Source organism: Oceaniradius stylonematis (genome assembly GCF_965223445.1).
GTDB classification, from domain to species: domain Bacteria; phylum Pseudomonadota; class Alphaproteobacteria; order Rhizobiales; family Rhizobiaceae; genus Roseitalea; species Roseitalea stylonematis.
In genome coordinates this window covers 361095-379569 of the sequence record NZ_OZ244994.1, presented here as the reverse complement: position 1 = coordinate 379569, position 18475 = coordinate 361095, and the positions used below count along the sequence as shown (strand labels likewise).

Below are 18475 nucleotides of genomic sequence, written 5' to 3'. Positions count from 1 at the left end.
GGGGCGCCGCACGGAAGGAATCACGCGCCGCGGCCAAAGGCAGGCCGGCGGCGACGGGGACCGCCATGTTCGATGGCAGCGAGACCGGCGAAGACACGGTCCACAATGTCGCGCGCGATCAGTTGCGCGCCCTGGTCGAGCGCATCGAGCGGCTGGAAGACGAGAAAAAGTCGATCGCCGACGACATCAAGGATGTCTATGGCGAGGCCAAGGCCAACGGGTTCGACACCAAGGCGCTGCGGCGCCTGATCGCGATCCGCAAACAGGACCAGAACGAGCGGCTGGAACAGGAAGCCATCCTCGACACGTACATGGCCGCGCTCGGCATGCTGACGCCTGATGAGGGGGGGGCTGACATGAGCCGGTTACCCGCCTCTCCGCCGAAGAAGAAGCGCGAGCCCCGCCAGAAACCCGATGACGCGCTGCGCACCAAGCGCGCTGAAGGCGTCGATTGGGGCGATGAGGCATGACCGCGCTGGCGCCGACACCGCCCGCCGACCTGCCCGATCTGATCGAGCGGGCGCGGGCCTGTCTCGACGATGGCGCGCTCGAAGCGGCGCGGGTGCTGTCCGGCCATGCCTATGACACGGCCAAGCAGGCGAGCGCGCTGGCCAGGCGCGTCGCCGCATCCGACCAGCTGCTGCGCAAGGCGCACGAACTGCAGGGCGAGGCGCTGCTGATCGAGGCGCGGGTGCAGATCCGCATGGCCGACGAGGTCGATGCGGGGCAGGCGGCCGGCGTCATCGCGACGCGGGGCAAGCGCAAGGCAAATGCTGAAAACGACAGCATTTCGACGCTCGACGACCTTGGCATTGACCGGGCCGCCCTTACCCACGCCCGAAAGCTGCGCGACGCCGAGCGCGACAAGCCGGGCCTCGCCGAACGGGCCATCGCCGCGCGAATCGCCGAGGGGCTGGAGCCGACCCGCGCCAATCTGCGCGCCGCGATCGGTACGGACAGCGCGTCCCGGGAGGACCGCGGCGACAATCTCTACCAGACGCCGATCGAGGCCATCGCCGCCTTGCTGGCGTTGGAGCGTTTTGCGCAGACCGTCCTTGAACCGGCATGCGGCCGCGGCGCGATTTCCGGTCCCTTGGAAGCGGCCGGCTATGACGTGATCCTGTCGGACATCAACGACTATGGCACGGCCGATCGCCATGGCGAATGCCAGACCGTGGTCGATTTCCTCGACACCGACCGGGCCTGGCTGGCCGAGCGGCAAGGCGGGCGTTCCCCGCAAACCGGGGTCCCCGCCAGCGAGCGGCCCGCTGCGGCCGCGACGCTTAAGGGCGGGGCAGATATTGTCACCAACCCGCCCTATGGCGCTGTCATAAACGCCTTTATCCGGCACGCGCTGGAGACGTTCCGACCGCGCAAGATGGCGATGCTGTGCAATCTGAACGTGCTGGCCGGTTTCGATGATCCCGACCGCTCGTTCTTTCTGGACCGATGGCCCCCGGCGCGCATTCACGTGTTCACCCGGCGCCTGCCGATGATGCATCGCGATGGCTGGGAGGGAAACCAGGCGTCGAGCCGGATGAACACCTGCTGGCTGGTGTGGGAGGCGGCCACGCCGCCGATGCTGGAGATCGATCCCGACCGCCCCTATGGCCGGGAAACCCGCCTCAACCGCATCGACTGGAAAGAGTTTCAGGACGCCGCGCCGCTGGCGCCCGGGGGTGCGGCATGACCGGCCACGTCTACTCGCCCGCCACGCTGGGCTTTTTCATCGCCGCCCGGATCGCCGCGCGGCGCACACTGCATGGCGAAACGCCCCGTGCCGCCCGGCGCGCCGTCTCGGCCATCGTGCGCCGCGATGCGGGCGTCTCGCACCAGGCTTTCACCCGCGCCCATCGCGGCGAACTGGTCAATCCCGCCTTGCGCGTCCGCATCTGGGGCGCGCTCGGCCATGTGCCGGCCGATGACGGCATCGAACTCACACCAGACGGAGGGCAGCGGGTTTTCCGATCATCGCCCGCCGCATCGCCTTCGGCTGGCGGGCTCCGGCCCGAAGGGGCCGACGCGCGGTCGCGCTTGCCGGCTGCGCCGGGAACGGAGGGAGACGATTCATGAACGCCAGATGGCTCACCGACATCATCGCGCGCCGGATGGACCGGCTGCGCCTGTCGCGGGCACCTGACGTGGTGATCGGTGGTGGGGAAAACCCCTACATGCTCCGGTGGTTCGTCATCCCGCGCAACCGCTGGCTCAACATCTATCACCATGTCGTCGTCCGCGACGATGACGACCGCGCGCTGCACGATCATCCATGGTGGTCGGTGTCGATCATCCTCGAAGGCGGGATGGTCGAACACTATGCTCGCCTGCCCAGCCGCGCCGACGAAAGCACATATTGGTTTGCCCATTTCCGCCGCTTTCTGGAGCCGGGCCGGATCGTCGGCCGCCGGGCCGCCTCGGCGCACCGGCTGGAACTGCGCAACGGTCTGCCCTGCAAGACGCTGTTTGTGACCGGGCCGCGAATCCGCGAGTGGGGCTTTCACTGCCCGAAGGGCTGGCGCCACTGGAGGGACTTCACCGGCTTCAACCAGACCGGCGATTCCACCCGCATCGGGCCGGGGTGCGACTGATGCCCGCCGCTGACGCAAATCACGCCCGCGCCGGGTTCGACTGGCGCCGGTTCGCACGCGCCGTCGATGCGGCGCACAAGGCGGACGGCCGGGGCCTGCGCGCCATCGCCCCGGAGATCGGTGTGACGACCAAGGACCTGTCGAAGGCGATGGGCGGCGCCAATATCGGAATCGGCAAGGTCATGGCGATCTGCGATTGGGCCGGCGTCAGCGAACGGTCCTTCTACAGGTGCCCGAAAAAAGAGGGCGAGAAAACAGACTGTTACCCCCAGGCTCACGTGAAACACGAGACTGTTTCACGCTCCCAAAAGGCCGACCGGCCGCCCGCCCCGGACTGCGATCCGGGGTCGCCGTGCGTGCGGCGGAGCGCGCGAGGCCGTCAGGCCGACACCGCGAGCGAGGATCAAACATGCTGATCGTCGACAGTTTCGCCGGCGGCGGCGGCGCTTCCACCGGTATCGAAATGGCGCTCGGGCGCTCGCCGGACATTGCCATCAATCACGATCCGGTGGCGCTCGCCATGCATGCGGCGAACCATCCCGATTGCGAACACCTGACCGAAAATGTCTGGCAGGTGGACCTTGAAGACCATGCCCGCCGGCGCGGCCAGGCGATCGGGCTCTTGTGGGCCTCGCCCGACTGCCGGCACTTTTCCAAGGCGCGCGGCGGGCGGCCAACATCGCCCTCGGTGCGCGGGCTGGCCTGGACGATCGTCAAGTTCGTGCGCCAGCTTGGCCCGGCGCGGCAGCCGCGCGTCATCATCATGGAGAATGTCGAGGAGTTCCTGACGTGGGAAGACTTCGACCCGTGGAAGAAGGCGCTGCGCGGGCACGGCTACACGATCGAAATGCGCGAACTGCGCGCCTGCGACTATGGCGCGCCGACGATCCGCAAGCGCCTGTTCATCATCATGCGCTGCGACGGCGAGCCGAACCGCTTCGTCAGCGCGCCGTTCTTCACGGCCAATGGCGGTATGGGCCGGCGCCAATGCACGCGCGAGTTCAAGATCGGGCCGTTGGAAAAGCTGCAACGCGAGCTGTTGGGCTACATGCCTCGCCAGCGCATCCCCAAGGGATCGGCCGAGGTCTGGATTGGCTTCTCGACCGATGAAGTTGTGCGCGCCGGCGCCGCTTTCACGCGATGGGCGGTCAACCGGTTTCCGCTGCTCGAACAGCGCATGTCACGCCACGATTGCATCCGCTGGCTGGAACGGCGCGACTATCCGGTTCCGCCCAAATCGGCCTGCGTCTTCTGCCCGTTCCGCTCGAACGCGGAATGGCGCTGGCTGCGGGATAACGATCCCGACGCGTGGGAGGAGGCCAAGCGTATCGATGCGCTGATCCGCAACACACCAAGCATGAGCCATGCCGAGTTCCTGCATGCCGACCGCGTGCCGCTTGCGGAGGTCGATCTGTCGACCCCCGAAGATCGCGGCCAGGGCTGGCTGCTCGAATGCGAAGGAGGGTGCGGGTTGTGATCGAGCGGCACGGCGGCACCATCGAACTGGTCTGCGACGATTGCGGCACGGTGTGGCCGGAAACGGCCCCCGGATCGGGGTCCGGGGCAGGCTCCGCCCACGACCGGGCCATCCTGCTCGCCGATGCCAAGCGGGCCGGCTGGCGGCGGTTCCGCCGCGGCGTCGACTGGTGCGATGCCTGCCCGGCCTGCGTGGCGATTTGGGCGGCCGAACAGCGGGCAGGGCGGTTGTTGTGAGCATGTTGTTGGCCGACCGCCGATTCGCAGTCTTCGACGCCATACCCCATCTGAATGGTGGGCGTTTTGACAATCATCGCAAATCAGTTCAGTTTTGGAGTGCACGTCAGAAATGGGCGTGCCGGGATTGCAACCCCGCACCGTCTCACGGCACTCCAGCCGCGCCGAACCAGCGCGGTTTTCCATGCCACGACGCTTTGTCGGGCATGTATGGGGTGGGCGCATGGGCCGCTTCGGCGGACCTCTGCGTGTTCCGTGAGGCGCGCAGGGGTAGTTGCAACCTGTGTTGTCCACCCCGCCAGCACAAGATTGCAACCTTGTGGCGGCGGATACTCACGGAGGCGATCATGAGCATCGCATCAACCGCCGGGGGCAGGCCGAATAATGCCCCGAACCCTTACGAACTTGAAGACATGCTGCTGGATGCCGAGGGCCTGGCCCTCGCGCTGCGATTCCTGTTGGCCGACGAAAACGGCGATGTGGCGTTTGCGTCGCGCGTCCTGATCGATTGCATTTTGGAGCGGCTCGTGGCTGCACAGGAAGCGAAGCCCAGAGCGAAAGCACCGATGGGGACCGGGGCATGAACCAGCCCTGGTTCAAATTCTATCCCACCGATTGGCGGTCTGACCCCCGCCTTCGAATGTGCAGCATGGCGGCACGCGGCCTTTGGGTCGAAATGATCGCCCTGATGCACGAGGCCACCCCGTATGGCCACCTTCTCGTCGCCGGTCACTCCCCGACAGATGCGCAGCTCGCCGTGTTGGCAGGAGCGCCGCCAGACCAGATCCCCGACTTGATCGGCGAACTGGAAACTGCCGGCGTGTTCTCCCGCACGAAAGAGGGTGTCGTTTACTCGCGGAAGATGACGCGGATGGCGAAGAAGTCTGCCACAGCGCGCAGGAACGGGAAAAGCGGAGGCAATCCAAGCCTCTCAAAAGAAAGCGCTTTTTCGGCGTTGGATAACCAAGAGGATAAGCCACCCGATAAGCCCCAGAAGCCAGAAGCCAGAAACCAGAAACCAGAAGATATCCCTGACGGGATATCCGAAAACGCGCGCGCGAGCGATGCGGGGTTCGACGCGTTCTGGGCGATCTATCCGCACAAGGTCGGCAAACGCGATGCGCGTTCGGCGTTCGGCCGGGCGGTGAAGCGTGTGCCGCTGGACGTGCTGATGGCCGGGTTGCGCCGGTATGTGGCCAAGACCGACGACAGGCCGTGGTGCAACCCCGCCACCTGGCTCAACCAGGATCGCTGGGACGATCAGCCCGCACCGGTTCCCCGCAACCGGACGCCGCCGCCATCGGGCCGCCCGGCCAATGCCGCCGAAGCCGCCGCGATGATTGCAAGCCAGATGAGAGAACGAGACTATGAAGCCGGAAACCATGGAAGAACTGGGCGCGACGTTGAATTCCTTCCCGCAGGGAAAGTCGAACCCTGAACTGCTCATGCAGACCTACGCCGTCGATCTGGCAGGGTTCTCCGACGGCGCCATCGTCCAGGCGTGTCGCAGGTTTCGGCGCGGGGAGGTGATGGGGCAGAACAAGACGTTCGCGCCATCCATCGCCGAGTTCGTCGCCGAGGTCAAAAAGCGCCAGGAGTTGCTCGGTTTGTTGGCGGACGCCAGCCGGCGATTGCCCGCGCCGAGCCCGATCCCCGGCGCCGACACGCCGACCGACCGGATGCGGGCGCGGCTGGCCAAGGAAATGGCGGCACGCGCGGTGCTGTTCGAGAACATGGACTTCGTCGAGTTCGGGCGCCGCTGCGCGGCGTTGGAGTTCCCGGTTGGCAGCCAATGGCGGATGGGTACGGTCTATGGCCCTCTGGCCGAAGCGGGCGCCCAAGACCAAGCGCTGGTGACCGAACCGGCCGAGACCGATCAGGCGACGGCCTTCGGCCCGGTCTGGTCGGCCTTCGTCTTCGGCACGCTGCTGGCCGGGCCGCAGGGCGGGGCGCTGCCTGATGCGCCCATGCGGGCCGACCATGACCGCGCCTTTCCATCCGTCATGCGCGCCTTCGACCGCGCGTCCGTGGGGCGCGGCCTGGCGTTGCCCGAACGGTGGCATGCGCTCAAGGACGCGATGGAGCCTGTCGTGGTCGACGGGCCTTTGGCGGCGCGCTGGCGCGGCCTGTTCAGCGACAGGCGCTGGCCGAAGCTGCCCGTGCCCAGGATGCTGCCGGTCATCTACGCGCCGAAGGCGGCGATCGAGGAGGGCGCCGAGCCGCGCCTGACCGATTGCGAAACCGCGCTCGACCAGTTCGCCGGGGCATTGGATACCGCAACCCGAACCGATGGAGCGACCGGCGATGACCGTGCAGCCTGACCAGACACGCGGTGACTGGCTCGACCATGTGAGCGACCGCGATCGCTCGCTGGCCAAGGACGATGCCGAGCGGCGGCGGCGCGAGATGATCGCCTGGCTGCGGGCGGCGGCGGCTGATCGCACGCCGGACGGGGTGGCAGGGCCTGCGCGCTGGTTCCTGATTCGGGTGCATGCCGCGCGCAGCGCGTCGATCACCCGCCAGATGAACCGTGCCGGCATTCGGTGCTGGTGCCCGCGATTGAAAATTCACAAGCGTTTGCCGCGCCAACAGCAGCGCCTCACGCACACCGAAATTGCCTTCCCCGGCTATCTTCTGGTCAAGGTCGTACCGCACGCCATGAGCTTTGAGGCCCTGCGCACCTTTGACGGGTTCATCGGCGTCTTGGGCAATCCGCAGGGCTGCGTTCCGTTGACCGACAAGCAATTCAAACTGTTGTGGAAAGCGCTCCGGCCGGTGAAGGCCAGCCGACGTGCGCCAACGCTCTACAAGGCCGGCGAGGCCGTCCAGATCATCATCGGATCGTTCGCCGGTTTCCCCGCGAAAGTCGCGCGGCCGGACGATGTGCGCAACCAGATCAAGGTCGAGGTCGATATCTTCGGACGGCAGACGCTGGTCGAGATGGGGGTTGACGACATCCGGCCGGCTGGCTAGCCCTTTCGACCGAGGCCACTGGAGTCAGGACGAAGCGGCAGGACCGCGACGCCCTCCAACCCTGGAAGCGACACACCGGATCCGGAACGTCGTTCTTCCGCGAAGGGGGAGATATGGCCTCGCCCCATTGTCATGCTGCTAAGCTTTGAGAGCGACATCGCGCAGTGGACGCGCTATCTTGACAGGTCTGTCGCCCGGCAGGTGCCATTCGCAACCGCCAAGGCGCTGACCGATACGGCCCGGCTCGACCTCAAGCCTGCAGCCGAACGCCTCATCCGCAAGCGGTTGGACCGGCCGACACCGTTCACCCAGAAAGGCCCGGCGTTCAGCGGGGCACGAAAGCACCGGCTGGTCGCGACCGTGTTCATCAAGGACATCCAGGCCGAGTATCTGCGGGTGCAGGAACAGGGCGGCGTGCAGCGTCCGAAGGGGCGCGCGTTCCTCGTGCCGGTCGGCCAGCGGCGCAACAAGTACGGCAACTTGCCGCGCAACGCCGTGCGCAACGCGCTTGCCAAGCCGGGCACGTTCTCCGGGCGCGTCGGCGGGGTGGGCGGCATCTGGCAGCGGATGAAGAGCGGCAAGCTGAAGCTGCTCGTGCGCTATGAGGATGAAACGAGCTATCAGCCGCGCCTCGGCTTTCATGTGGAAATGGCGAAGGTGGCCGGGCGCGCTTTTCCCGCCCGCTTCGCCCGTTCACTGCAGCAAGCCATCCGGACGGCCCGATAGGTTCGGGTCCTTTCGTCGAAATGCCAGCCCACGGGTTCTTCGCGCGCGCGGTCGTTTTGCCAATGTCGGTCACAAGACGGGTGTGTGATGCGGTGGTTGTTGTTGTTGTCGGAGCCGATCTGCCATGGACCTTGCCGACCTGACCGACAGCGACCTTGAGCGGCTGGTGGCGGAGTTCCCGCTGCCGGACGGCGTTGAAGACGTGGTGCTCAACCGGGAAGAACTGGCCGACCATCTGGCGACGACGGTCAACACGGTCTCGCAGTGGATCGGCGCCGGCATGCCAGTTCAGCAGGAAGGCGGCAACGGCAAGGCCTACGAGCTGCGGCTTGCCCACTGCTACGCGTGGCGCCAGGCAAAGAAGCGCGACCAGGACCTGCGGTCGGAGAAGGTCCGCAGGAACGCTGCAGCGATGCGACTGGCTTTGGTCGGCGGGGCCTCGGGGGAATCGCTCGACGCCCTCGATCCGAAACAGAAGCGCGAGATCCTTGCCGCCCAGATCGAGCAGGAACGGTTCATGCGGCACCGCAACGAGCTGCTCCCGCGCGACGACGTTCGCGATCTGCTTGAACATCTGTTCGCGATGGTCCGTGACACAATGGAAGCGGCGCCCGACCGTGTGGAGCGTGTCGAGGCAATTCCGCCAAAAGCGGTCCAAGCGATGATCGACGTCTGCGACGGGGTCGTTGACGAGGTCAGGATGCGCATCGAAAACTTCTGGGATCTGCGTCGGCCCGACAAGCGCAGCGAGCGCAAAGACCTGTTCGATGCCTGACACCGACTGGCGCCGGTTTCTTCCTGACGTTCCGCCGCCGCCTTTCGCAGCGGTCGAGCATGTGTTGCGCGACGCCCTTCCGGCCTTGCGCACACAACGCAGGATTGACGTCGCGGACTGGGCGGAGGCCAATCGCCGGCTGGTCACGCCGACCTTTCAGGGCAATTGGTCGAACGACTTCGCACCGTACATGACCGAGCCACAACGGCTGGTGACGTCGCGGCGCTATGGAGCGGGTGTCTTCGTGGGGCCGGCGCGAACTGCCAAGTCGGAAAGCCTGATTCAAAACACGATCGGCCATGCGATCGACTGCAAGCCACGCGACTTGTTGTGCGTATGCCAGACTCAGGACGCGGCCAAGCAGTTCAGCCAGCGCAAGTTCAAGCCGATGCTGAGGGCGAATCCAAACCTGGCGGCCAAGCAGTCACGCGAACGCGGCGCCGACAACATCCACGAAAAGCGATTTGCCGGCGGCATGACGCTGATCTTCGGATGGCCGGTGATCGGGTTCTTCTCGCAGAACGAGTTCTTCACCGTGCTGCTGACCGACCGTGACCGCATGCCTGACGACATCGACGGCGAGGGCGATCCATTCGTCCTGGCGCGCAAGCGGGTCCAGCATGCAGGTTCCCTGGGTATGGTTATCTCCGAGAGTTCGCCTGGCCGGTTGATCGAAGCCGACGATTGGGAGCCGGCAACGGTCCACGAGGCCCCGCCATGTGCCGGGATTCTCGGCGAATACAATCTCGGCACGCGGGGGCGCTACTACTGGGAATGCCCGCACTGCCACGAGCGCTTTATGCCTGTCTTCGATGCACTGCATTGGGACGAGAAGTCCTCGCCCGGCGAGAGCGCAAAAACGGTCTGCATGGTCTGTCCGCAAGGATGCGTGATTGGCCCCGATCGCAAGCAGGCGCTCAACAAGGCCGGCATCTGGCTGCACGAAGCCGCCGACGGCAGCTCGCTGGTCGATATCAACGATCCTTCGATCCGCGACACGGACGTTGCCTCATGGTGGTGCGAAGGCCCGGTAGCGGCCATGCAAAGCTGGGAGCAGCTCGTTCTTCGCGAGCTGCAAGCGCGGGCAGCCTTCGAAGAACGCGGAGACGAGACTGCTCTGAAGGCCACGATCAATCTGGATCAGGGCCGGCCGTACCTGCCGCGGGTGCGAACAATCGGAGACGGGCTTGCGCTTGAGGCGGTCAAGGCGATGACCAAGCGATTCCCGATGGGCATTGCGCCGGCCGAAACCCGCTTCATCACCGTTCAGGTGGACGTTCAGCAAAGCAAGTTCGTGGTCTCGGTCGAGGCGTGGGGCGTCGGTCTCGAGCACTGGCTGATCGACCGGTTCGATGTCACCGATCCGCCCGATAGCGCGCCCGGCAGCGACAAACGTTCGATTGACCCCGGTCGGTTCGAAGAAGATTTCGACGCGCTGCGGCCACTCCTTGACAGGCCCTATCCGGTGAGCGGGTCTGGTCTGGCGCTTCTGCCGCGGGCGCAGATCGTCGATTCCGGTGGCGCGCCGGGAGTGACATCGAACGCGTATGCCTATGAGCGCCGGATGCGGCGCCACGGCTATAACGGGCGCGTGTTTCTCGCCAAAGGGCAGGGCGGTGTCGAGCGTCAGCGAGCGGTCTACGCCGCACCCGAGAAAGTGCTCGGCACGCGGCGCAAGCGTACGACGGATATTCGCATCGTTCATGTCGGCACCGATCCGTTGAAAGACGAAATCGCGCTGGCACTGACGCGGAAGGAACCAGGTCCGAACGCCTATCACCTGCCCGAAGCGTTGCCGGAGTCGGTTCTGGCCGAGTTCTGCGCAGAGGTTCGGGGCGACAAGGGCTGGCAGCTGCGCAAGTCGGGCCTGCGAAACGAGGCCCTCGATCTTGCCGTGTACGCCAGGGCGCTCAGCGTCGTGCTCAAGGCCGAGCGTATCGACTGGCAAAGTCCTCCGGTGTGGGCTCTGCCGGTGCACGAGAATTCCTATTGCATGGCCTTGCCGGACGGCGCGGATGCCAGTGAGCCGGCAAAGCCTGCCGCTCCGCGTCGTCGCGGTCGGCGCGTTCTTTCAAGAGGTGTCTAGATGGCAGGTATCACGCTCGCCCAGGCGCAGGCCCAGCTTGATGCATGGCTCGAGGCGTCCGTTCAGGTCGCGCGCAACCAGAGCTACTCCATCAACGGCCGGTCGCTGACGCGCGCCGACGCATCCGACATTCAAAATCAGATCGCCTACTGGCAAAGCTGGGTGACCAGGCTGACGCATTCGGCATCCGGTCGCAGTCGTATTCGCTACGGGGTTGCCGAATGACCCATCCGCCTGTCGTTCAGCGCACCCTGCTCGATCGTCTGGTCGGTGCCTTCAACCCCGAGGCCGAGCTTCGCCGTGTGCGCGCGCGCGCGATGCTCAACGTGATGGCCGGGACGCGCGGTTACACGGGCGGAAAGCGTGGCCGCAAGGCGACCATGAACCATCTCCCGGAAGGTGGGTCGGCCAATGCCGACACTCTACCCGACCTGCCGCTGTTGCGCGCTCGTTCGCGCGATCTGGCAAGGAACGAGCCGATCGCCACCGGCGCCATCGCCACAAACAAGACCCATGTCATCGGCTCGGGTCTGACGGTGCGGGCGTCGTGCGACTACCAGGCCCTTGGCCTCAGCGAAGAGCAAGCCCGCGCATGGAATGCGCAGGCCGACCGCGAGTTCGAACTGGCGGCCGAAACGTTGGACTTCAGCGCCCGCATGAAGTTCGGGCTGCTGCAGGAAATGGTGTTCGGGTCCGAACTGGAATCGGGTGACGTGTTCGTCATTCGTCGGTTTCGCCGCCGCGCCGGAGAGGTGTACGGCACGAAGGCGCAGATCATCGAGGCCGACCGGGTCAGCAATCCAAACCTTGCGCAGGATACGGACACGCTGTCAGGCGGGATCGAGTTCGACGCCGATGGCGCACCGGTCGCCATCCATGTCGCCGATCGCCATCCCGGTGATCTTTACAGACGGCCTTCCACATGGCGGCGCGTTCCGCTGCGCTACAATGACGGGCGCAGGATTGTCATTCATCTGGCTGCGTTCCAGCGACCCGATCAGGCGCGCGGCATCCCCTACCTGGCGCCTGTCATCGAAGCGATCAAATCGTTCGGCGACTACAAGGATGCCGAAGTTCGTGCCGCCGTCGTGTCGGCCATGTTCACGGTCTTTGTCGAGCACACCGGCGACGAGGGCAGTTCTCCGGTTTCGACCGGTTCGGAAGGGGCGAGGGACGACGACACGATCACGCTTGGTAGCGGGGCGATCGTCGATCTCCAGCCCGGCGAGTCGATCACGACGGCCGCACCGTCGCGGCCCAATCCGGACTTCGACGGCTTCGCCAAGTCGTTCCTTCGTCTCGTGGGTGTTGCCCTCGAACTGCCGTTCGAGCTGCTGGTCAAGCACTTCACCGCGTCCTACTCGGCCAGTCGCGCGGCGCTCGAGATGGCCTATCACACGTTTCGAAAGCGTCGCGCACGGTTTGCGGACGATTTCTGTCAGGAAGTCCGTGCCTGGATCATCGAGGAAGCGATCCTGACCGGCCGCCTGGAGGCCGAAGGGTTTGTTGACGATCCGGCGCGCCGCCGCGCATGGCTCCGCGCCGAATGGACGGGACCGGTGCGCATTTCGCTTGATCCGAAAAAGGATGCCGAAGCCGACGGCATCGATCTGAAGAACCGCGTGAAGACGCGCCAGCAGATCATGACAGAGCGAACCGGTGGCGAGTTCGACGTCAAGGCGGATCAGATCGCCCGCGAGCAGGACCGGTTGAGCACCATTCCCGCCGAGGCGTCCGGCGAACCGCCAAGCGGACCTTCGACGGAAGACCTGCAAGAGGAACTGGACGATGCCTGATCTCGATATCGCGACACTGGTGAGCCGGTTTCTCGGTCCGCTTTCGATGGGTGGCGGCGCCCGTCAGCTCTGGGCAATCGACCGCGACGGCATCCGGTCTTCGCTGATGACCGTGGAGTCGATGCGCGGGCAGGATGCGCAGGCTCCCGCGGCATCCCGGCGCGGATCACGTTATGGCAAAGGCACCTTCATGTCTCGGGTCGGATCGATTGCGGTGGTGCCGGTGATGGGTCCGCTGACCGCGCGTATGAGCTGGTGCTACTGGTCCTATGACGAGATCATCCGCGATCTGCGTTTGGCCGAGGCCGATGACACGATCGATGCAATACTGCTCGACGTCGATTCGCCGGGCGGCGTCGTGTTCGGTGTGGAGTCGGCTGCGTCGGAGATCGCGCGGATCAACGCCGACAAACCCGTCGTTGCACATGTCGGAGGCCTCGGCGCGTCGGCTGCCTACTGGTTGGCCGCCAGCGCCAGCGAGATCGTCGCCGCGCCCAGTTCCATCGTCGGCTCGGTCGGCTCGCTCATTCGCTACATGGACATTGAGGGCATGTTCACCCGGCTTGGTGCGAACATCGTCGAGGTTCTGGCCCAGCAGTCTCCCAACAAGCGGCTCGATCCTGACAGCGAGGAAGGTCGCGCGGAGATGCAGGCTTTGGTCGACAACGCGGCCGAACTGTTTCTCGAGGGTCTGGCAGAGGCCCGCAGCGTCGATCGGGACACGCTGATCGCGGACTACGGCCAGGGGCTCGTCTTCAATGCGGGCGAAGCGCTGTCGCGCGGGCTGATCGATCAGGTCGCATCATTCGAGGATACGCTCGCGGCGCTGGCGGGCCGCGCGGCGGATGACATGAACGCGGGTGCCGCCACCGCACACACCGGCCAGGAGACCATCATGGCAAAAGAGACCAACGTGCAGGGCCAGCAGGCGCCTGCCGGCAAGCCGGTCACCGTGGAGAGCCTTCGGGCCGAACACGGCGACCTCGTCGCAACGATCGAAAGCGAAGCGGCGACCGCTGCGGTTGCCGCCGAGCGCGACAGGGTCAAGGCGATCCAGGCGCATGCCAAGCCCGGGCGCGAGACGCTGATCGCGTCCATGATCGCCGACGGAACGGCTGCAACGGACGCGGCCACGAAGATCCTCGCGGCGATCGACGCTGGCGAGATCAAGGCCGAGGAAACCTCCGCGGCAGCGTCCACACGTTCTGCCGACGACGTCCTGACGCGGATGGACGCGGCGGCCGAGGGCGTCGCATCGACCGTGAGCGCGGGTGCCGGCGTCGCGCCGGCGACGACGGAGGACGGCTGGAAAGCCGAATATGAAAGTTCAGCCAAGCTGCAGGCCGAGTATCCGAATGCCGAAAGCTACGTCGCCCTGAAGAAGCGCGAAGCACGCCGGGCCGCCTGATCGGCCCCGCATCCCCGGCGGAACGCTGAAGTCGGCACCGCCACTCCCACAGACACCATCGAAAGGAACATGCCATGACGACCTTGGCAGCGAATTCGCTTCGCACGTATCAGCTCGGGGAGAAGAACGAATTCCCCGCCATCGGCTCCGATATCATCTATCAGGGCGCCGCCGTCGGCCTCGCGCTGGCAACCGGTCTTGCTCGTCCGCTCGTCGCCGGCGACCGGTTCGCAGGGTTTGCCGAAGCGAAGGCGGACAATGCCGCCGGTGCGGCGAGCGCGGTCAACGTGAACACGGTCAAGCGCGGTCGTATCCAGCTCCCGATCGCCGGGCTGGTCATCACCGATGTCGGCCTTCCGGTCTATGCGACCGACGATAACGCCTTCACGCTTTCGCCGGTCGGTGCGTCGTTCATCGGTTTCGTGGACCGGTTCGTGAGCGCAGGGGTCGGCATCGTCGCCTTCGACGCGCTGAACTTCGTCGATCCATATGCCGGCTTCGTGCACGAACTCAAGAGCACCAACTACACGGTCGACGCCGAGGATTCGGGCAAGTTCCTGTGGGTCGATACGGACGCGGTCGTGATCACGCTGCCCGCCGTCGAAGGCATTCGCGGGCTGCGGATCGGCAACATCGCCGCCTTCGGCGTCTCCGGTCTGGCGATCAGCCCGAACTCCAGCGACAGCATCGAAGGTCCGGACATCACCGCGGCCGACAACAAGGACGTGATCAACACGAAAGCGACCGCCGCGCGCGGCGACTTCGTCGAGATCGAGCAGGCCGACGCCAATGGCTGGGTGATCACGCGCATGCGCGGCACCTGGGCACGCGAGGCCTGATTCACGCCATCCGCGCCGGCGCGTGAGCGCCGGGCGGTTCACGCCGGCACGCCGGTTGCAGCAACGTCAGAAAGGGGAAGATTATGCTTCCGCAACAGTTTGAGAAAATCACCAGCCGGGGTGTGATGGGCATGATTCTGCTCCGGCTCGAAACGGGATCGGCGGCCTGGGTCAACGATCTGTGCATGCGCATGACGTCCACCCAGGCGTCCGAGGATTACGCATGGCTCGGCACTGCGCCGGCGTTGCGCGAGTTCGTCGGCGGGCGGCAGCCCGCCGAACTTGCCGAAAAGTCGTTCGTCGTTTCGAACAAGGACTATGAAGGTTCGCTGAACATCAAGTCCAAGGACATGCGGCGCGACAAGCTCGGCATGATCCAGGTGCGCGTCAACCAGCTGGCGGACCGGGCGCTGGACCATCCGGCCAAGATCCTTTCGGCGCTGATCATCGATGGCGAATCGACCGCCTGCTATGACGGACAGTACTTCTTCGACACGGACCATGACGAAGGCGAGTCCGGTACGCAGTCCAACGACATCACGTTCGACATCTCCGATGCCGGCACGGGCGGCACGCCCACGGAGCCGACCGCGAAGACCGTGGCGCAGGCGATCCTGAAGGGCATCCAGCAGATGTACACGCTGAAGGACGATCGCGGCGAACCGATGAACCAGGGTGCCTCGGGCTTCACGGTGATGCTGCCGGTGTCGATGATGGCCGCCGGGCTCGAGGCCGTTACCGCCGAACTGACGGGTGGCGGCGACACGAACGTCCTTCGCGCGCTGCGCGGGCGGTTCAACATCGACATCGTGCCCAATCCGCGTCTGACCTGGACCGACCGTCTTGCCGTGTTCCGCACCGATGATGCGGCGAAGCCCTTCATCCTGCAGGAGGAAGACATCCCCGACGTCATCGCTCTGGGCGAAGGTTCCGAATACGAGCAGCTCAACAAGGAACAGCTGTTCGGCATCGATTGGACCGGCAACGTCGCCTACGGCTACTGGCAGCACGCCTGCCTGGTGACGCTGCAGGCCTGATCGGGCACGCGACGCATCAACCGCCCGCGACGCTCGGTGCGTCGCGGGCGGGTCTTCCCGGTCGCATCACGGGTGCGACGCGGCAAACCCGGCACCGGAAAGGAAACCCCATGAGAAAGTACACTGTTGAAGGTGCGCCGGCCGTCATCGGACCGGACATGCTGATGGGTCTGAGCAGGGACCAGGCCAAGGTGCGCGCGCATCGTCTCATTCAGGAGGGCGCTCACTGGCGCCCGACCCGGACCGTCACGTTCAAGGCCGGCGAAGTCATCTCCCTTGATCGGGAACCGGACGATCTGCCGGCCACGCTGGGCGAGGTTCTGGTCCCGGCCCGCAGTGAGGTCACGGTCGCCAAGTCCCGCGCATCGACCAAACGGCGTGGCGCCAAGTCCCGCGCATCGACCAAGAGCAAGCCCACGCCCGAGCCGGCCGGCACGTCGCCCGGTCCCGTGCAAACCGGCGGCGTGGCAGCTCCGGGGCCGACTAAAGGCTGATGCCGGTCGAAAGCGCATCCGACCGGGCCGCTTTCGTCTCTGTCGATGATTTTGGCGCGACCGGCCAGGTCCTTGTCGACGGCCACGCGCCCATTGCGCTGAACGGCATCTTTGACGAGGGATATTCCCTTGTCGGAGACATCGACGACACCGAGGGCATGTCGAGCGCCGAACCGACGTTGACGGTGCGCACGGCCGACCTGCCGACGTCGCTGGAGCGCGCGCGTCTTGCGCTGACGGTCGACGGCGTGGCGCGCCTGTTCGACATCGTCGAACCGAAGCCGGACGGCACCGGCATGACGGAACTTCGCCTTTTCGAAAGCTCATAGGAGAGCCCCATGGCCGACATATCCATCACCCCCGCCAACGTGATCGCCGCCGCCACGGCAACGCTCGAGGACGGCACGTTCGGAGAAGCCGTCGACGCCGGCGAGGTGGTCTATCGCGATACATCCGACGGCAAGTCAAAGCTTGCCGACTGCGATTCGGGGACAGCCGCGGCCCAGGTGCCGCGCGGCATCGCGCTCAATGGTGGCGGTGACGGACAGCCCGGGCGGTTCCTGACCGAAGGCGATCTTACTGTCGGCGAGGTTCTGACGCCCGGCGTTTCCTACTACCTGTCCTCGACGGCGGGCAAGATTTGCCCCTATGCGGATCTGGGCTCGGGCGACCGTGTCGTTCATGTCGGTGTCGCCAAATCGGCGAGCGTGCTGGCCGTCCTCTTCAACGATTCCGGCGCCACGCTCTAACGCATGGCGCATGTTCTCGATCATGTCGGCGCCGCGATCGTCGAGGCAATCAAGGCGGCCGATACCGAGGTCGGCAAGCGTGTCGGTCAGCGCCGGTTTTTCCCGCAGTCCAAATCCGTTCGGGCCGACGCGATCGTCTTTGCCGGCGAAGAGGATGTCGAGGCGATCAGTCAGGCGCCGGTCACTTATGACCGGACCGTCGCCGTGTCGATCGTCGGTCGCTTCAAGGGCGGCGCGGCGGATGTCGAAACGCGCGCATACCGGTTCCAGATCGAGATAGAGGAAGTGATGGCCTCGTCGATGGATCTGGGCGGGCTGGCTCAGGCTGTCTTTCTTCGCCGCAGTTCGACCTCGACGGACGGCTCGGGCGCATCGGCGCTGCTGTACCGCACCATCGAGTATGCCGTCATCGTGTCGACGCGCGATGGCTATCCCGAAACCGCAATCTGAAGACTGGAGATCATCATGTCCAAATCGCACGGCAAGAACGGCCGGGTAAAGGTGAGCGCGACACTCGTCGCCGAAACGCGCGCCTGGACCCTGCAGGAAAACGTGCCCGTTCAGGATGCAACAGCGCAGGGTGACTCGTGGCAGGAACACCTGACCGGCATTCCCGGATGGACCGCGAACGTGACTTGCTACTACGATCCGGCTGACGCGAACGGCCAAGAGGCGTTCACGATCGGCGCATCGGTCGATGTCGAGTTCTACACGGACGGCGATGGCACCGGGAAGACCTACAAGTCCGGCACTGCGACGGTCATCGACCGGGGTCAGGAGTCGCCAGTCGATGGGAACAACATGCTGGAGATCGGTTTGCAGGGGAACGGCGCCCTCACCCAGTCAACCGTAGGAGCGTAAGATGGACGTCCTGAAAGCAGCGCAGGCGCATTTCAGCGGGCTCAAGCCTGGCGCGATCACGGTCCCCGAGTGGGGCAATGCGAAACTGTCCTGGTCTCCGATGACCCTCGCCGAGCGCGCGCAGATCTATGCGCCGCTTGACAATGGCGAGCCGGCATCGGGCTCGACCATCTTCGTGCGTGTGCTCGTGGCGAAGGCCCGCACCAAGGATGGCAAGCCTGCGTTCTCGAAGATGGACGAGAACAAGCTGCTGCACGGCGTCGACCCGAACGTCGTCGCCCGCGTTGCCCGCGCGATCCTCGATCACGCCGGCGACACGGCGGACAATGCCGGCTCGACCGAAACGGCAAAAAACGGCTGAAGGCCACCCCCGAACTGATGATCGCGCATGCGCTCGGCGAGCAGCTCGGCAAGACGCTGGGCGAGATCG

23 protein-coding genes and 2 pseudogenes are annotated in these 18475 nt (G+C 65.5%); all 25 read left to right on the top strand.

The window, feature by feature from the left end:
- Positions 1–65: 65 nt before the first annotated feature.
- Positions 66–344, top strand: a pseudogene (locus ACOQOU_RS01935) (DUF2312 domain-containing protein); the annotation flags it as partial.
- 122 nt (positions 345–466) lie between these two features.
- Positions 467–1690, top strand: a complete 1224-nt coding sequence (locus tag ACOQOU_RS01930; protein ID WP_420578804.1) for an SAM-dependent methyltransferase — start codon at positions 467–469, stop codon at positions 1688–1690.
- Positions 1687–2073, top strand: coding sequence for a hypothetical protein (locus ACOQOU_RS01925; RefSeq protein ID WP_420578803.1), 387 nt, complete (start codon positions 1687–1689; stop codon positions 2071–2073). The genes ACOQOU_RS01930 and ACOQOU_RS01925 overlap by 4 nt, the downstream gene beginning before the upstream one ends.
- Positions 2070–2588 (top strand): hypothetical protein, encoded by a 519-nt coding sequence (locus ACOQOU_RS01920; protein ID WP_420578802.1) that lies wholly within the window; start codon positions 2070–2072, stop codon positions 2586–2588. The genes ACOQOU_RS01925 and ACOQOU_RS01920 overlap by 4 nt, the downstream gene beginning before the upstream one ends.
- A complete protein-coding gene (locus ACOQOU_RS01915) occupies positions 2588–3004 on the top strand; it encodes a hypothetical protein (RefSeq protein WP_420578801.1) in 417 nt (138 codons plus the stop codon). Before ACOQOU_RS01920 ends, ACOQOU_RS01915 begins: the two co-directional genes overlap by 1 nt.
- A pseudogene (locus tag ACOQOU_RS01910) lies at positions 2998–3519 on the top strand (DNA cytosine methyltransferase); the annotation flags it as partial. The gene ACOQOU_RS01915 and the pseudogene ACOQOU_RS01910, both read left to right, overlap by 7 nt.
- A 542-nt stretch (positions 3520–4061) precedes the next feature.
- On the top strand, positions 4062–4301 hold the full coding sequence (locus ACOQOU_RS01905; RefSeq protein WP_420578800.1) for a hypothetical protein: 240 nt from the start codon (positions 4062–4064) through the stop codon (positions 4299–4301).
- A gap of 347 nt (positions 4302–4648) precedes the next feature.
- On the top strand, positions 4649–4885 hold the full coding sequence (locus ACOQOU_RS01900) for a hypothetical protein (protein ID WP_420578799.1): 237 nt from the start codon (positions 4649–4651) through the stop codon (positions 4883–4885).
- On the top strand, positions 4882–5739 hold the full coding sequence (locus ACOQOU_RS01895) for a hypothetical protein (protein ID WP_420578798.1): 858 nt from the start codon (positions 4882–4884) through the stop codon (positions 5737–5739). Before ACOQOU_RS01900 ends, ACOQOU_RS01895 begins: the two co-directional genes overlap by 4 nt.
- Positions 5669–6622 (top strand): hypothetical protein, encoded by a 954-nt coding sequence (locus ACOQOU_RS01890; RefSeq protein WP_420578797.1) that lies wholly within the window; start codon positions 5669–5671, stop codon positions 6620–6622. Before ACOQOU_RS01895 ends, ACOQOU_RS01890 begins: the two co-directional genes overlap by 71 nt.
- Complete coding sequence (nusG, locus tag ACOQOU_RS01885; RefSeq protein ID WP_420578796.1) at positions 6606–7274, top strand: transcription termination/antitermination protein NusG; 669 nt, start codon at positions 6606–6608, stop codon at positions 7272–7274. Before ACOQOU_RS01890 ends, nusG begins: the two co-directional genes overlap by 17 nt.
- Before the next feature lie 132 nt (positions 7275–7406).
- Positions 7407–8000: a hypothetical protein gene (locus tag ACOQOU_RS01880; RefSeq protein WP_420578795.1), complete on the top strand. Its 594-nt coding sequence runs from the start codon at positions 7407–7409 to the stop codon at positions 7998–8000.
- A 124-nt stretch (positions 8001–8124) separates the two neighbouring features.
- On the top strand, positions 8125–8775 hold the full coding sequence (locus tag ACOQOU_RS01875; protein WP_420578794.1) for a hypothetical protein: 651 nt from the start codon (positions 8125–8127) through the stop codon (positions 8773–8775).
- A complete protein-coding gene (locus tag ACOQOU_RS01870; protein WP_420578793.1) occupies positions 8768–10861 on the top strand; it encodes a terminase gpA endonuclease subunit in 2094 nt (697 codons plus the stop codon). The genes ACOQOU_RS01875 and ACOQOU_RS01870 overlap by 8 nt, the downstream gene beginning before the upstream one ends.
- Positions 10862–11086 (top strand): DUF6148 family protein, encoded by a 225-nt coding sequence (locus ACOQOU_RS01865; RefSeq protein WP_420578792.1) that lies wholly within the window; start codon positions 10862–10864, stop codon positions 11084–11086.
- Positions 11083–12657, top strand: coding sequence for a phage portal protein (locus tag ACOQOU_RS01860; protein WP_420578791.1), 1575 nt, complete (start codon positions 11083–11085; stop codon positions 12655–12657). Before ACOQOU_RS01865 ends, ACOQOU_RS01860 begins: the two co-directional genes overlap by 4 nt.
- Positions 12650–14065 carry a S49 family peptidase gene (locus tag ACOQOU_RS01855; RefSeq protein ID WP_420578790.1) on the top strand — a complete coding sequence of 472 codons (1416 nt, stop codon included), beginning with the start codon at positions 12650–12652 and terminating at the stop codon, positions 14063–14065. The genes ACOQOU_RS01860 and ACOQOU_RS01855 overlap by 8 nt, the downstream gene beginning before the upstream one ends.
- A gap of 74 nt (positions 14066–14139) precedes the next feature.
- A complete protein-coding gene (locus tag ACOQOU_RS01850) occupies positions 14140–14904 on the top strand; it encodes a hypothetical protein (protein WP_420578789.1) in 765 nt (254 codons plus the stop codon).
- A 131-nt stretch (positions 14905–15035) separates the two neighbouring features.
- Positions 15036–15941 carry a Mu-like prophage major head subunit gpT family protein gene (locus ACOQOU_RS01845; RefSeq protein WP_420578788.1) on the top strand — a complete coding sequence of 302 codons (906 nt, stop codon included), beginning with the start codon at positions 15036–15038 and terminating at the stop codon, positions 15939–15941.
- 110 nt (positions 15942–16051) lie between these two features.
- On the top strand, positions 16052–16435 hold the full coding sequence (locus ACOQOU_RS01840) for a hypothetical protein (RefSeq protein ID WP_420578787.1): 384 nt from the start codon (positions 16052–16054) through the stop codon (positions 16433–16435).
- Positions 16435–16764 carry a head-tail joining protein gene (locus ACOQOU_RS01835; RefSeq protein ID WP_420578786.1) on the top strand — a complete coding sequence of 110 codons (330 nt, stop codon included), beginning with the start codon at positions 16435–16437 and terminating at the stop codon, positions 16762–16764. Before ACOQOU_RS01840 ends, ACOQOU_RS01835 begins: the two co-directional genes overlap by 1 nt.
- 9 nt (positions 16765–16773) lie before the next feature.
- Entirely contained in the window at positions 16774–17184 is a 411-nt protein-coding gene (locus tag ACOQOU_RS01830; RefSeq protein ID WP_420578785.1) for a hypothetical protein, read from the top strand.
- 3 nt (positions 17185–17187) lie between these two features.
- Positions 17188–17634: a hypothetical protein gene (locus ACOQOU_RS01825; RefSeq protein ID WP_420578784.1), complete on the top strand. Its 447-nt coding sequence runs from the start codon at positions 17188–17190 to the stop codon at positions 17632–17634.
- A 15-nt stretch (positions 17635–17649) separates the two neighbouring features.
- A complete protein-coding gene (locus ACOQOU_RS01820) occupies positions 17650–18045 on the top strand; it encodes a hypothetical protein (protein ID WP_420578783.1) in 396 nt (131 codons plus the stop codon).
- A 1-nt stretch (position 18046) separates the two neighbouring features.
- Positions 18047–18406, top strand: a complete 360-nt coding sequence (locus ACOQOU_RS01815) for a hypothetical protein (protein WP_420578782.1) — start codon at positions 18047–18049, stop codon at positions 18404–18406.
- The last annotated feature ends 69 nt before the right edge of the window (positions 18407–18475 follow it).

Bases quoted from the DNA above. Each gene is read 5' to 3' on its own strand.
- ACOQOU_RS01825 (WP_420578784.1), top strand. From the start codon at position 17,188: ATGGCGCATGTTCTCGATCATGTCGGCGCCGCGATCGTCGAGGCAATC.
- ACOQOU_RS01860 (WP_420578791.1), top strand. From the start codon at position 11,083: ATGACCCATCCGCCTGTCGTTCAGCGCACCCTGCTCGATCGTCTGGTC.
- ACOQOU_RS01875 (WP_420578794.1), top strand. From the start codon at position 8,125: ATGGACCTTGCCGACCTGACCGACAGCGACCTTGAGCGGCTGGTGGCG.
- ACOQOU_RS01865 (WP_420578792.1), top strand. From the start codon at position 10,862: ATGGCAGGTATCACGCTCGCCCAGGCGCAGGCCCAGCTTGATGCATGG.
- ACOQOU_RS01870 (WP_420578793.1), top strand. From the start codon at position 8,768: ATGCCTGACACCGACTGGCGCCGGTTTCTTCCTGACGTTCCGCCGCCG.
- ACOQOU_RS01900 (WP_420578799.1), top strand. From the start codon at position 4,649: ATGAGCATCGCATCAACCGCCGGGGGCAGGCCGAATAATGCCCCGAAC.
- ACOQOU_RS01840 (WP_420578787.1), top strand. From the start codon at position 16,052: ATGAGAAAGTACACTGTTGAAGGTGCGCCGGCCGTCATCGGACCGGAC.
- ACOQOU_RS01915 (WP_420578801.1), top strand. From the start codon at position 2,588: ATGCCCGCCGCTGACGCAAATCACGCCCGCGCCGGGTTCGACTGGCGC.
- ACOQOU_RS01925 (WP_420578803.1), top strand. From the start codon at position 1,687: ATGACCGGCCACGTCTACTCGCCCGCCACGCTGGGCTTTTTCATCGCC.
- ACOQOU_RS01850 (WP_420578789.1), top strand. From the start codon at position 14,140: ATGACGACCTTGGCAGCGAATTCGCTTCGCACGTATCAGCTCGGGGAG.
- ACOQOU_RS01920 (WP_420578802.1), top strand. From the start codon at position 2,070: ATGAACGCCAGATGGCTCACCGACATCATCGCGCGCCGGATGGACCGG.
- ACOQOU_RS01820 (WP_420578783.1), top strand. From the start codon at position 17,650: ATGTCCAAATCGCACGGCAAGAACGGCCGGGTAAAGGTGAGCGCGACA.
- ACOQOU_RS01930 (WP_420578804.1), top strand. From the start codon at position 467: ATGACCGCGCTGGCGCCGACACCGCCCGCCGACCTGCCCGATCTGATC.
- ACOQOU_RS01890 (WP_420578797.1), top strand. From the start codon at position 5,669: ATGAAGCCGGAAACCATGGAAGAACTGGGCGCGACGTTGAATTCCTTC.
- ACOQOU_RS01835 (WP_420578786.1), top strand. From the start codon at position 16,435: ATGCCGGTCGAAAGCGCATCCGACCGGGCCGCTTTCGTCTCTGTCGAT.
- ACOQOU_RS01815 (WP_420578782.1), top strand. From the start codon at position 18,047: ATGGACGTCCTGAAAGCAGCGCAGGCGCATTTCAGCGGGCTCAAGCCT.
- ACOQOU_RS01830 (WP_420578785.1), top strand. From the start codon at position 16,774: ATGGCCGACATATCCATCACCCCCGCCAACGTGATCGCCGCCGCCACG.
- ACOQOU_RS01845 (WP_420578788.1), top strand. From the start codon at position 15,036: ATGATTCTGCTCCGGCTCGAAACGGGATCGGCGGCCTGGGTCAACGAT.
- ACOQOU_RS01880 (WP_420578795.1), top strand. From the start codon at position 7,407: ATGCTGCTAAGCTTTGAGAGCGACATCGCGCAGTGGACGCGCTATCTT.
- ACOQOU_RS01855 (WP_420578790.1), top strand. From the start codon at position 12,650: ATGCCTGATCTCGATATCGCGACACTGGTGAGCCGGTTTCTCGGTCCG.
- ACOQOU_RS01895 (WP_420578798.1), top strand. From the start codon at position 4,882: ATGAACCAGCCCTGGTTCAAATTCTATCCCACCGATTGGCGGTCTGAC.
- nusG (WP_420578796.1), top strand. From the start codon at position 6,606: ATGACCGTGCAGCCTGACCAGACACGCGGTGACTGGCTCGACCATGTG.